Origin of the sequence: Streptomyces sp. Root1304, from assembly GCF_001426405.1 — a bacterium.
Classification (GTDB): domain Bacteria; phylum Actinomycetota; class Actinomycetes; order Streptomycetales; family Streptomycetaceae; genus Streptomyces.
The window spans coordinates 665,889-678,321 of record NZ_LMEP01000012.1; the positions used below are offsets into that span (position 1 = coordinate 665,889).

Sequence of the window (12,433 nt, forward strand, 5' to 3'; positions counted from 1 at the left end):
GCCGGGTCAGGACCGGACGAACTGGGGACCCATGGGCGGCATCCGGAACTCGGGGGCCGGGTGCTGCTCGGGGGCGGCGCCGACCGGCTGCGGATAGCCGTACGCGGGAGCCGGGGCGTTCGTCGGCTGCTGGGGGTAGCCGTAGGCCGGGGCCCGGTCCGGGACCGGCGGCGGCATCGTCGGCTGCGGGGGCACGGGACCGTGGGCGACGGTCAGGTCGAGATCGGGGGAGCCGGGGGCCGGAACGGCCGACGTGGCCTCCTGGGCCGCGCCGGAGGGCTCCCGGGTCGCCTGGGACTCGGAGAAGCCGCCAGGGGCGTCGGGGAAGCCTCCCGGGCCCCCTGTGGCGCCGCTCTGGGTCCCGGAGGCGCCGCTCTGGGCGTCCTGGGCGTCCAGAGCCTCCTGCGCGTCCTCGTCGACGGAGATGCCGAAGTCGGTCGCGAGGCCGACCAGGCCGGTCGGGTAGCCCTGTCCGACCGCGCGGAACTTCCAGGTGTCCCCGCGCCGGTACAGCTCGCCGCAGATGACCGCCGTCTCCTCGCCCGTCTCCGCCGTCACGGCGAACAGGGCCAGCGGCTCGCGCTCGGGGCCGGGCGCCGCGTCGTACAGCAGGATCCGCAGGTCGGAGACGGACCGGAAGGTGCCGCCGTCGGAGGAGGCCGCGATCACCACCCGGTCGACCGAGACGTCCAGAGCGCCGAGATCGGCCTCCACGGTGTCCGTCAGGCCCTCGGAGTCCCGCTTCTTCGGCAGCCGCCGCACCAGGCCCGAGGGGTGGCGCGGCTGGTTGTAGAAGACGAAGTCCTCGTCGGACCGCACGCGGCCGGCGACCCCGAGCAGCAGGGCCGACGCATCGACGTCGGGGACCCCGGGGCCCGGGGTCCAGCGGAGCACGGCCCGTACGGCCGCGGTGTCGAGAGGGACGTTGGAGCCCTTCAGCATCGCGTGCGTCATGACCGCAATCCTGCCCTCCCGGGCGACCCGCGGACAACGCGGGGGCGCCACCGACCTGCGGGGAGGAGTGACGGATGCTGACGAGTTACCTGAATTTCACGCGCTGAGGGAACTACGGACACCCGCACCTACGTACTATTACCGGCCACATGTCGTCAGGTCGAGAAAGGTAGACGGGGGACTTATATGCGTCATTTCGGACACATCCCGTCCGCGGCACGGGCAGGATTGTTCCACCGCGAGCCGGCCGTCTTCACCGCCGACTCGCCCGCGCGCACGCTCGCCGTGGCCCTGGGGGCCACGCTCTACAGCCCGGCCACCCGGCCGCGGCTGGCCGACGACGTGCGCAAGCAGGCGGCCCGCGGAGTGGTCTCCATGGTGCTCTGCCTGGAGGACTCCATCAGCGACGGCGACGTGGCGGCCGGCGAGGTCAACCTCGTCCGCCAGTTCGCCGACCTCGCCGCGGGCACCGTGACGGACGCCGACACCGCCACGGACGTGCCCCTGCTGTTCATCCGGGTCCGCGAACCGCACCAGATCACCGACCTCGTCGACCGCCTCGGCGACACCGTCCGGCTGCTGGCCGGATTCGTACTGCCCAAATTCACCGAGAACCGCGGCCGGGCCTTCCTCGAAGCGCTCACCCAGGCCGAGCGGAACTGCGGCCGGCGCCTCTTCGCCATGCCCGTCCTGGAGTCCCCCGAGCTCCTCCACCTGGAGACCCGGGCCGAGACCCTCGCCGGCATCGCCTCGATCACCGACAAGTACCGCGACCGCGTCCTCGCCCTGCGCCTCGGTGTCACCGACTTCTGCTCCGCCTACGGACTGCGTCGCTCGCCCGACATGACCGCCTACGACGTCAAGATCGTCGCGAACGTCATCGCCGACGTCGTCAACGTCCTCGGCCGCTCCGACGGCACCGGCTTCACCGTCACCGGGCCCGTCTGGGAGTACTTCCGCCCCGGCGAGCGCATGTTCAAACCGCAGCTCCGCCGCAGCCCCTTCCTGGAGGGCCGCGCAGAGGACCTGCGCACCGCGCTCATCCAGCACGACCTCGACGGCCTGCTCCGCGAGATCGAACTCGACCGCGCCAACGGCCTCCTCGGCAAGACCTGCATCCACCCCACCCACGTGGTGCCGGTGCACGCCCTCTCCGTGGTCAGCCACGAGGAGTGGAGCGACGCCCAGGACATCCTGAGGCCGGAACAGGGCGGCGGCGGAGTCCTCCGCTCCGCCTACACGAACAAGATGAACGAAGTGAAGCCGCATCGCGCGTGGGCCGAGCGCACCCTCCTGCGCGCCGAGGTCTTCGGCGTCGCCAACGAGGACGTCGGCTTCGTGGATCTGCTCACCGCCGGCCTCGCCGGCTGACGAAGGGACATCGACGACGTGGTGTGGACCGGAACGTGGGTCGCGGAGCGACTGGGCGTCGAACTGATCGGCGACGAGGAGCTGCCCGCCCTGTTGGGCCTCGCACTGCGTCGCAACCCCAAGCGCGCGCACCTGCTGGTCTCCAGCGTGCTCGGCAAGCACGTGCCGCAGCGCCCCTCGGTCGTGTACGGCTCCGGCCTCGGCCTCGGCCGGCGCGTCCGGGAACTCCTCGGCGAGGCGGAGACCGCCCGCTCCGTCGTCCTCGGGTACGCCGAGACCGCCACGGCCCTCGGCCACGCCGTCGCCGACGGGCTCGGCCTCGCCCCGTACCTCCACTCCACCCGGCGGCCGGTCGACGGAGTCGCCCGCGCGGGCGGCTTCGAGGAGTCCCACTCGCACGCCACCTCGCACCTGCTGCTGCCCGAGGACGCCGAGCTGCTCGCCGGCGACGGGCCGCTGGTCCTCGTCGACGACGAGTTCTCCACCGGCAACACCGTCCTCAACACCGTCCGGACCCTCCACGAGCGCTACCCGCGCAAGCGGTACGTCGTCGTGGCCCTCGTCGACATGCGCTCCGCCGCCGACCTCGGCCGCCTGGACGCCTTCGCCGAGGAGATCGGCGCCCGCGTCGACCTGGTGGCCGGTGCCGCCGGAACCGTACGCCTCCCGGAAGGGGTCCTGCAGAAGGGCCAGGCGCTGGTCGCCGAGCACGAGACGCCCGCCCCCGCCCCCCTCCCGCCGGCGCCCCGCCCGGCCGCCCCCGTGCGGATCGCGCTCGACTGGCCCGAAGGGGTCCCCGACGGCGGCCGGCACGGCTTCACACCGGAGCACCGCACCCGTCTGGAGGAAGCCCTCCCGGCGCTGGCGCGCGGGATCGGTGAGCAGCTGGGAGCGCCTTCGGCCGCGGTGGAGCCCGGCACCCCCGCCGGGGAGCCGTCCACCGCGCCCCGCGTCCTCGTCCTCGGCTTCGAGGAGCTGATGTACGCGCCGCTGCGCCTCGGCACCGCCCTGGAGGACGCCGGCCACGACGTCCACTACTCCACCACCACCCGCTCGCCCGTCCTCGCCGTCGACGACCCCGGCTACGCGATACGCACCCGGCTCGTCTTCCCCGCCCACGACGACCCCGCCGACGGACCCGGCGAGCGGTACGCGTACAACGTGGCCGGAGCGGGCTTCGACGCCGTCGTCGCCGTCGTCGACTCCACCGCCGACACCCCGGCCCTGCACGCCCCCGACGGCCTGCTCGCCCAGCTGTCCGCGCACGTCCCGCGCGTCGTCCTGGCCGTCGTCCCCTCGTACACGCCCACGGCCCCGTCCACGCCGACGCCCACGCCGACGCCCACGCAGGGGCCCACCGCCGCGCCCCTGCCCACGCACACGCCCATGGCCTCGCCGTACTCCTCGTACGACGACAGGCCCCCGGTCACCGAAGCTCCCGAAAGGAGCTCCATGCTGCCCGAGCCCCTCCGCGGCCCCGCCTTCTCCTCGTACGCGCCCGACGAGGTCGGCTGGCTGCTCCAGGACCTCTCGGACGTCGAGCTGGAGGCGCCCACCGAGGAACGCGAGGAAGCCATCCAGAGCGGCGGCGCCCACTACGCCGAATCGCTGCCCGTCGAGTACCAGCCGAGCCCCCGCTACCAGGAGCTCTTCCACAGCGCCCTGGAGACCTCGGCCGCCCGTATCGCCCGCGCCGTCGGCACCGTCACCGAGACGGTCCTCGCCGAGCTCCCCCAGCGCCGTGGACGGCGCGGGAGCGACCCCCACGGCCGCCCCGTGCTCGTCTCCCTCGCCCGCGCCGGCACCCCCGTCGGCGTCCTCATGCGCCGCTGGGCGCAGGCCCGCCACGGCATCGACCTGCCGCACTACGCCGTCTCCATCGTGCGCGGCCGCGGCATCGACGCCAACGCGCTGCGCTGGCTCGCCGCCCACCACGACCCGGCCGACGTCGTGTTCGTCGACGGCTGGACCGGCAAGGGTGCCATCACCCGCGAACTCGCCGACGCGATAGAGGAGTTCGAGGCGGCCGAAGGTGTCACGGGCTTCGACCCGGAGATCGCGGTCCTCGCCGACCCCGGCTCCTGCGTCCGCACCTACGGGACCCGCGAGGACTTCCTCATCCCGTCCGCCTGCCTCAACTCCACGGTGTCCGGCCTGATATCGCGCACGGTCCTCCGCGCCGACCTCGTCGGACCCGACGACTTCCACGGCGGCAAGTTCTACCGCGAACTGGCCGGCGCCGACGTCTCCCACGACTTCCTCGACGCGGTCGCCGCCCGCTTCGACGAGGTCGCCGGTTCCGTCGACGGGGACGTCAAGGAACTCCTCGCCGCCGACCGCACCCCCACCTGGGAGGGCTGGGCGGCCGTCGAGCGGATCAGCGAGGAGTACGGCATCCACGACGTCAACCTGGTCAAGCCGGGCGTCGGCGAGACCACCCGCGTCCTGCTCCGCCGCGTCCCCTGGAAGATCCTCGCCAAGCGCGGCGCGGGCGCCGACCTCGCGCACGTCCGCCTGCTCGCCGAGCAGCGCGGCGTACCGGTCGAGGAGGTCGACGAACTCCCGTACAGCTGCGTCGGCCTGATCCACCCTCAGTACACACGGGGCGCCACGGGCGCCGACGGCAAGGCGGTGGTGTCGCAGTGAGTACGGCCCCGACGGGTGCGACGACGGCCCCGGCCCCCGTCCTGGTCGCCAGCGACCTCGACCGCACCCTCATCTACTCCTCCGCGGCCCTCGCCCTCGGCATGCCCGACGCGCAGGCGCCCCGGCTGCTCTGCGTCGAGGTCCACGAGTCCAAGCCGCTCTCCTACATGACCGAGGACGCGGCCGAGCTCCTCGCGCGGCTGACCGGCGAAGCGGTCTTCGTGCCCACCACGACCCGGACGCGCAAGCAGTACCAGCGCATCCAACTCCCGGGCACCGCACCGAAGTACGCGATCTGCGCCAACGGCGGGCACATCCTCGTCGACGGCGTCTCCGACCCCGAGTGGCACGCCTCCGTGGTGCGCCGGCTCGCGGAGGAGTGCGCGCCGCTCTCCGAGATCCGCGCCTACCTCACCGCGACCACGGACCTGTCCTGGGTGCGCAAGCACCGCGTCGCCGAGGACCTCTTCGCCTACCTCGTCGTGGAACGCGAGCGGCTCCCCGAGGACTGGCTGGGACGCTTCGGCGCCTGGGCGGGGGAGCGCGGCTGGACGGTCTCCCTCCAGGGCCGCAAGGTGTACGCGGTCCCGAAGCCGCTCACCAAGAGCGCGGCGGTCCGCGAGGTCGCCCGCCGCACCGGGGCCACGCTCACCCTGGCCGCCGGCGACTCCCTGCTCGACGCGGACCTGCTGCTCGCCGCGGACCGGGCCTGGCGCCCGGGCCACGGCGAACTGGCCGACAGCGACTGGACCGCCCCCCACCTCGACGTCCTGGCGGAACGCGGGGTCGCGGCGGGCGAGGAGATCCTGCGCCGCTTCCGGGCGGCGGCAGTGGTCTAGGGGACGGTCGGGGGTATTGCGGGGGTTCAGCCGCAGCAGCCCCCGCCGCAGCAACCGCCGCCCCCGCCGCCGCTCGGCGCGGGGCCGGCGGTGGAGCTGCCGCCGACGGCCACGGCCGAGAGCAGCTTCACGGTGTCGTCGTGCCCGGCGGGGCAGGAGGCGGGGTCGGAGGACTCGGCCATGGGACGGCTGAGCTCGAAGGTGTCGCCGCAGGTCCGGCAGCGGAATTCGTAACGAGGCATGGGGACAGGCTAGAGCCTGCGGCGCGCGGCGGTCCGTGCACGACCCCGCCGATGTCCCCCGGCTCGGTCCCGGTGGAGTGACCGGGTCCCCGTCACTCCACCGACGGATCAGTGCCCGGCGCCACGATCCTCCCGGATCTGCCCGACGACGTGCGCGGCCGTGGCCCGTACGCCCTCCAGCTCGGTGAGGAAGTGCCAGTAGTCGGGGTGGCGCCCCTCCAGCGTGTCGACCGCGCGGTCGAGCCGGGCGACGGCCTCGTCGAGGGGCCGGGCGTGCCGGGGGTCGGGGGTGTTCCGGCCGGCCATGGCGAGGCGCTGGGCGTCCCGTACGGCGAACCGGGCCCGGTCGATCTCGGCCTTCGGGTCCTTGGCGACGGCGTCGAGACGGCGCAGCCGGTCCCCGGCGGCGGAGACGGCCTCGTCGGTGGAGTCGAGCAGGGCGCGGACGGTGGAGAGGAGCGAGGTGGCGTCGGGCCAGCGCTGCTCGGACCGGGCCCTCCCGGCCTCCGCGAGCCGTTCCCCGGCCTGGTGGAGCGAGGTGGCGGCCTGCTCGGGCACGTGCTGGAGGTCCTGCCAGCAGGGCGCGGTGAAGCGCCGCCGCAGCTCGGAGAGGACGGGTTCGACGCCCTCGGTGCGGGTGGTGAGGGCCTCGGTGCGGGTACGGAGCGAGACGAGCCGGCGGTCGATCTCGGCGGCCCGCTCGGGGAGCCGCTCGGCCTCGGCGCGTACGGCCTCGGCATCCCGCATGACCTGGTCGGCGCGCTGCAGGGTCTCGGGGACGCCGTGCCGGCCGGCGCCCTCGTTGAGCCGGGTCAGTTCGGGCCCGAGGGCGGCGAGCCGGGCGGCCAGGTCGTCGGCGCGGAGCCCGCTCTCGCGGACGGAGTCGAGGGCGCCGGACGCCCCGCGCAGGGCCTGGCGGGCACGCTCGACGGCGGGGGCGAGGCGGGCGAGCTGGGTCTCGGCTCGGCCGAGCAGCGGCGCGAGCCCCTGCTCGTAGCGGTCGAGTTCGGCCTTCGCGCGGTCGAGTTCGTCCTTGGCGCGGGTCAGTTCGGCGCGGGCGCGGGAGGCGGTCGCGGCGTCGAGCTCGTCGCGGTCGAGGTCGTGGGCGTCGACGGCGTCGATGTAGAGGTGGCTGACCTCGTCGATGCGGCGGCCGAGGGCCTCGAAGCCCTCGACGGCGCGACGGGCCTCGGGGGAGCTGTCGACGGCGGTGATGGTCTCGATGGAGATGCGCAGCCCGCGCTGGGCGGTGTCGAGCTCGTAGAAGGCCGCGGCGGCGGCGTCCTTGGCGGCCTGGGCCTCGGCGCGCTGGCTCTCGCCGCGGCCGCCGAACCAGCGGCGGGTGCCGCCGCCGGCGAAGGCGTGCGGCAGCAGGGCGCCGGCGAGGAGGGGCAGGGCGAGGGCGAGCCGGAGGCCGGAGGGTGCCCGCCGGGGCCGGCCGTCGGTTCGGGTGTCGTTCCGGCCGGGCGTGTCACGACGTCGAACGCCGCCCGCCCCCCTCGCGTCGCTCGCCGCCACGTACCTCTCCCGTGCTGTGTCCGCCGTGCCCGGTCCGGTTCATTCTCCCACCAGGTAAGGACGAACACACGGGCCGGTCAGTTCGCCGTGAGGACGGACACGTCGCCGTTGTCGCTGCGGGCGCTCACGGAGTGCCCGCTGCCGTCGCGGCGGGGGACGTCGATCCGGACGTCGCCGTTGTCGCTGGCGCCGGTCACCTCGTAGTCGGCGGTGGGGAGGGAGAGGGTGATGTCGCCGTTGTCGGTGAAGAGGTCGACGCGGCGGGGCACGGCGCCGAGGGTGACGCGGAGGCTGCCGTTGTCGGAGCGGGCGACGACCTCGGAGGAGGTGGCGCCGCCGTCGACGACGACGTCGCCGTTGTCGCTGAGGAGATCGACGGGGCCGCCGGGCTTGCGCACCCGGACGTCGCCGTTGTCGGACCGCACCTTCAGGGGGGTGGTGAAGCCCTCGGCGGTGACGCCGCCGTTGTCGTCCTGGACGGTGACGGCGACGTCGCGGGGCACCTGGACGCGGTGGACGGCGTCGCAGTCGGAGGCGATCCCGGTGCACCCCACGCGCAGCGTGAGCCGCCCGTCGGAGAGCGTCCAGGTGGGCTTGGGCCCGGACCCCATGACCGCCCACCCGTCGACCTGGCGCTCGACCCGCACGTCGTCGATGTCGGCGGGCGTGATGACCAGCTCGGAGTCGTCGGAGTCGATGGTGAGCGCCGCGCCGTCGAACGCGAACGCCTTCCGCTCGACGGACGCGTCGTCGACATCGGCGGATCCGCACCCGGCGAGCAGGAGGGAGGAGAAGAACACCCCTCCGGAGACGAACAGCACGCGGAACGGACGACGTACGACACCCATGACGATGAACCCCCACCAAGAAACGCGGACAGTACACCGACCGTAGGCCCCGACCACCCCACGTCACGATCGGGCGACCCACCGTCCCGGGGGTGGGGCTACCCCCCGCCCAGGGGTATCGGTTTGCGGCACCCACCCGTGCGCCATGTACGCTGTTGTCCCTCCCACGGGTGCGTAGCTCAGGGGTAGAGCGCTGCTCTTACAAAGCAGATGTCGGCGGTTCGAAACCGTCCGCGCCCACCAGGGGAGAGGCCCTCAGTCGATTGCGGCTGGGGGTCTTTTCCATGGGCTTCCGGTGTCGACTCGGGCCGCCGCTCACGAGCTGTGGTGGCTTCTGAGTAGGCAGTCCGAGTGGCTTACGGTCTGGGCGCGGTGGGTGTGGAGAGAACGTCCGCGAGGTCCCCATCGGCCGTTGATGGAGACTGCTTAGGGATATATGGAGCCGCTCGGGTGCGCCATCGGCGTCAGGGGTGTGGCCTTCGTGGGCGACCGTGTGACGTGGTCCTGTCTGGGTGGTTGGCATCATGGTGTTCATGGCATTCGAACCCGGCGGTGGCCCCGTCGAGAGCACCCAGGTCACGGTCGTGACGGAGGGGGGCGGACTTGTCTTCACGTGGGACGCGGACGCGCGGATCGAGGTGCGGAATCTCGGGAGCGAGGTGGTCATCGAGGCCAATGCCGCGGGCCTGAGGACGTTGGCCGGGCATCTGCTCGTGCTGGCCGGTGACGGCGTTTCCGACGGTGCGCATCTGCACCTCGAGGACAACAACGGGTTGGAGGACGGTTCCGTCGGGCTGGTTCTGGAGCGGAGCGACGAGGAGTAGCGGCGACTGGCGCTTCTTCGCCCGAGCGCTCCGGGCAGCGGCGGTGTACGAGTAGCCGCGGTCCTGCCGGGGCAGGGCTTCCTCGTGTCCTGGGGTCCGAGCCTTGCGCGGACGGCTTCGCCCCGGAGGTGAGGGGCTTCAGGACGAGACAGCGACGATCTGCCAGGCGATCATCCCCGTGGCTTCGGGCGACGCTGCGATCTCGATCGCCGGCCCGCTCCGGGGCCGTATCCGTGCTTGGGCGCGGTTCGTTCCGGTGTTCGGGGAGTGCGGGGGCGTGTGGCGTGGTCTGGTGGTGGGGTGGAAGCAATCATCGCCAGTGCCATGGCCGTTGTGGGGACGCTGCTCGGGTCGGGGATCACTCTCGCCTTTCAGCGGCGTACCGCCGAGAGGGGGCATCTGCTCGCGCGGGACGAGAAGTTGCGGCAGGAGCGGCTCGACGCCTATACCGCCTACGCCGGTGCCCTCGTGAACTACCGGCGCTGTCTCGTGCATCTGTGGTTCTGTCTTCGCGAGTCGCCGCCGCACGAAGACCCCGACGTGGTGCGCATCCGCGCCTACGACCTGCGGTCCGTCGCTCAAGAGGCGCTCTTCAGGCTCCAGATGCTCACGAGCGACGAGGGGCTGGGGCGCTCCGGCGAAGCCCTGCTGGAGGACATCACGATGCTCCAGCGCGTTTCGGACCGGCGCGCCCTGGAGGAGTGCCGGGTGCGGACCCGGGACGGCATCAGCGAGCTGGTCCGGGCCGCCAAGCAGCGGCTCTGATCATCGGCCGGCGTTCGCCTCTGGTTGAAGGTGGGATGAACGTACCTTGTGGTGGGCTGTGGCGGAATGGGCGAAGAGTTGACGGAGGGCCCGGGCGCCCGGTGTACTCCCCGCATGGCTGACGTGGGGGACGCGCCCGAACCGGGCGTGCGGAGCGGCGAGATGACGCCGCAGCGGTACATCGAGGGTCGGCTCGCGCAGTACCAGGGCTGGTACGACGCCAAGGCGACCCGGATGAAGGCGATGCATCTGCGGATGCGCACTGTCTCCGTCGTCGGCGGCGCCCTCGTTCCCGTCTTCGTCAATCTCGACCTCGTCTTCGCCCGCGTCACCGCCACCGTGCTCAGCGTGGTCGTCGTCGCCGCGGTCTCCTTGGAGAGCGTCTACCGCTACCGCGAGCAGTGGAAGAACTACCGGTCCACCGAGCAACTCCTCGGCCATGAACGGGTCTACTTCGAGACGAAGGTCGGGCCGTACCACAACCTCCCCCGCCGCGAGGCGTTCTCGACGCTCGTCGCCCGGGTCGAGAAGGCCATCGCCAACGAGAACTCCGCCACCCTCAACGTCATGACACTCGGCGGTCAGGTCAACTCCGACGTGCAGCAGCACGGGATCCCCGCCGCCCGCGCCGCCGGGGACGAGGACGGGGAAGGGGAGGGAGGAGGCGAGGGCGAGACGGCTCGGGGGAGGGGCGCCGCCGTGGACTCCGCTTCCGCCCCGACCGCTGGCGGCGAGCCCGGGGCCCGGAAGTCCTGACGAGTCCCGGACGCACCGAGGCCCCGGAAGTCATCCGGAGCCCCTGACGAACCGGGGCCCCGGAATTCCTCCGGAGCCCCGTCGTACGTCAGCCGCGGTGCGTGGTCAGCACCACTTGTAGTCCACCCGCGTCGAGTTGTACGAGCACACGTCCACCCGCGTCCCGTTCGCCTTGCGCAGCGTCGCCGTGTCCCGGTCGTTGTTCCAGACGTACGCGCCACGGTTCTGGTAGACGTTCGCCGCGGTGTTCGTGCCCCGGCCCGTGCGGACCGTCACGATCTTGCCCTTGCCCAGCACGTAGTTGCCGAACGTGTACTTGTGGTTCGCCGCGTCCGTGACCGTCCAGCCGCGGAGGTTGACCGCCGCGCCCGTCGTGTTCCGTATCTGTACGTACTCTGAGTTGAGGCTGGCGTTCGTGCGACGGTCCGTGCCCGGGCTGTCGTAGTAGATCTTGTACAGGTGGACCGAGCCGGCGGCCTGCGCCTGCGTGGGCAGCAGCAGGATGCCGGAGGCGGCGGCCGCGGTCACGGCCGCGAACGTGCGTGCGCGAAGCATGAATGTCCCTCAGTTTCTGCCGGACGCCCGCCGATGGGGCCGGCGAGCACACAGAATACGCACCCATCCTTCACCTCTCCCGCACAACTTCGGAGAGGGGGAGGGGGTGCGGAAGGAGGGGGTGGGTGAGGGTGGCATACGCCCCTCACGCGTCGAACCGGTACGCCCGCCTCACGCGTCGAAGTCGTACTCCAGGACGTACGCCGACGCGTCCAGCGTCATCTCGTTCAGCTCCACCGCCACCCCCGGGCCCGTGAACGCCGTACGTCCGATGAGGACCACCGGTGTCCCGCTGTCCAGTGCCAGCCTGTCCGTCTCCTCCGCCGTCGGCATCCGGCTGCGGATCTCCTCCCGGAACCGCACCGGCCGGTGTCCCAGCTCCGTCAGTCGCGCGTACGTGCCCCCCGGGCCCGTGTCCGCCTCGGCGATCGACGTCCCGCGCACCAGCTCCGCCGAGAGGTACGAGACCGACAGCAGCACCGGCTTGGCGTCCAGGACGAACCGGCGGCGGCGGACGCACACCGGCGCGCCCGGCGCCAGGTTCAGCGCCCCCGCGATCCGCGCGCCGGCCCGCGTCTCGCCCACCTCGATCTGGTCGACGACCAGGTCCCGGTCGTCCTGCACGTCCGCCGACCAGACCGAACGTCCGTTGCCCCAGCGGTCCCCGGACAGGCGCGGGATGCCGCGGCGGCGCAGCGGGCGGAACACGCGGACGAAGACTCCGGCCCCCTTGCGCGCGTCGGCGAGGCCCTCGTTGCGCAGCACCGAGAGCGCCTGGCGGGCCGTCATCCGCGCCACGCCGTAGGTTGCCATGAGGTCGTTCTCACCGGGGAGCCTGGCGCCCGGCGCGAAGGCGCCCGACCGGATCGCGGCTCTCAACTCATCTGCGATGCGCTGGTACTTGGGCCGACGAGCGCTGTCCTGGTCAGTCACGGGTGGACTACTCCCTTCGTCTCCGTGACACCCTACGGCGCGCCCCGAGGGCGGGGTGCACACGCATCCGCCCTCCCGCCTGCCGATCCATCCATCGGGGGACATCTCTAGAGATACGTTGACAGGGCGGTGCCGTACGGCTTCTCTGGGTGTCCCCGTACTTCGGGCGCGCCTCGGGAGCG

Annotated in this window: 12 protein-coding genes and 1 tRNA gene; 7 read left to right on the forward strand and 6 right to left on the reverse strand. The window is 72.7% G+C overall.

The window, feature by feature from the left end; translation table 11 throughout:
• Positions 1-6: 6 nt before the first annotated feature.
• A complete protein-coding gene (locus tag ASD33_RS15860; RefSeq protein ID WP_079044847.1) occupies positions 7-963 on the reverse strand; it encodes a TerD family protein in 957 nt (318 codons plus the stop codon).
• Positions 964-1,140: 177 nt separating this feature from the next.
• Between ASD33_RS15860 and ASD33_RS15865 the strand changes: the two genes are divergently transcribed.
• From ASD33_RS15865 to ASD33_RS15875, 3 genes are read left to right on the forward strand one after another with little or no spacing between them, the layout of a single operon-like run.
• Positions 1,141-2,325: an HpcH/HpaI aldolase/citrate lyase family protein gene (locus ASD33_RS15865; RefSeq protein ID WP_056559453.1), complete on the forward strand. Its 1,185-nt coding sequence runs from the start codon at positions 1,141-1,143 to the stop codon at positions 2,323-2,325.
• A gap of 18 nt (positions 2,326-2,343) precedes the next feature.
• Positions 2,344-4,971: a phosphoribosyltransferase gene (locus ASD33_RS15870; protein ID WP_056559456.1), complete on the forward strand. Its 2,628-nt coding sequence runs from the start codon at positions 2,344-2,346 to the stop codon at positions 4,969-4,971.
• Complete coding sequence (locus ASD33_RS15875) at positions 4,968-5,810, forward strand: hypothetical protein (RefSeq protein ID WP_056559459.1); 843 nt, start codon at positions 4,968-4,970, stop codon at positions 5,808-5,810. Before ASD33_RS15870 ends, ASD33_RS15875 begins: the two co-directional genes overlap by 4 nt.
• A 26-nt stretch (positions 5,811-5,836) precedes the next feature.
• On the opposite strand, the gene ASD33_RS15880 is transcribed toward ASD33_RS15875, so the two are convergent.
• From ASD33_RS15880 to ASD33_RS15890, 3 genes are all read right to left on the reverse strand, one after another.
• Positions 5,837-6,052, reverse strand: coding sequence for a zinc ribbon domain-containing protein (locus tag ASD33_RS15880; protein WP_056559462.1), 216 nt, complete (start codon positions 6,050-6,052; stop codon positions 5,837-5,839).
• Between the two features lie 108 nt (positions 6,053-6,160).
• Positions 6,161-7,570, reverse strand: coding sequence for a hypothetical protein (locus ASD33_RS15885; protein ID WP_056559465.1), 1,410 nt, complete (start codon positions 7,568-7,570; stop codon positions 6,161-6,163).
• A gap of 77 nt (positions 7,571-7,647) precedes the next feature.
• A complete protein-coding gene (locus ASD33_RS15890) occupies positions 7,648-8,418 on the reverse strand; it encodes a DUF4097 family beta strand repeat-containing protein (RefSeq protein WP_056559467.1) in 771 nt (256 codons plus the stop codon).
• Positions 8,419-8,586: 168 nt separating this feature from the next.
• Here ASD33_RS15890 and ASD33_RS15895 point away from each other — a divergent pair.
• The 4 genes from ASD33_RS15895 to ASD33_RS15910 all read left to right on the forward strand — a co-directional run bounded on the left by ASD33_RS15895 (position 8,587) and on the right by ASD33_RS15910 (position 10,763).
• A tRNA-Val gene (locus ASD33_RS15895) sits at positions 8,587-8,661 on the forward strand.
• A 290-nt stretch (positions 8,662-8,951) separates the two neighbouring features.
• On the forward strand, positions 8,952-9,242 hold the full coding sequence (locus ASD33_RS15900) for a hypothetical protein (RefSeq protein WP_242427003.1): 291 nt from the start codon (positions 8,952-8,954) through the stop codon (positions 9,240-9,242).
• A 300-nt stretch (positions 9,243-9,542) separates the two neighbouring features.
• Positions 9,543-10,007: a hypothetical protein gene (locus tag ASD33_RS15905; RefSeq protein ID WP_056559470.1), complete on the forward strand. Its 465-nt coding sequence runs from the start codon at positions 9,543-9,545 to the stop codon at positions 10,005-10,007.
• A 114-nt stretch (positions 10,008-10,121) separates the two neighbouring features.
• The gene (locus ASD33_RS15910; protein ID WP_242427005.1) at positions 10,122-10,763 is read left to right on the forward strand and encodes a DUF4231 domain-containing protein; all 642 of its coding nucleotides are present in this window, start codon (positions 10,122-10,124) and stop codon (positions 10,761-10,763) included.
• A 105-nt stretch (positions 10,764-10,868) separates the two neighbouring features.
• Here the strand turns inward: ASD33_RS15910 and ASD33_RS15915 are convergent, their stop codons facing one another.
• Both ASD33_RS15915 and ASD33_RS15920 read right to left on the reverse strand, forming a co-directional pair.
• On the reverse strand, positions 10,869-11,318 hold the full coding sequence (locus ASD33_RS15915; protein ID WP_056559473.1) for a lamin tail domain-containing protein: 450 nt from the start codon (positions 11,316-11,318) through the stop codon (positions 10,869-10,871).
• A gap of 171 nt (positions 11,319-11,489) precedes the next feature.
• Positions 11,490-12,251, reverse strand: a complete 762-nt coding sequence (locus ASD33_RS15920; protein WP_056559476.1) for a GntR family transcriptional regulator — start codon at positions 12,249-12,251, stop codon at positions 11,490-11,492.
• Positions 12,252-12,433: the final 182 nt, after the last annotated feature.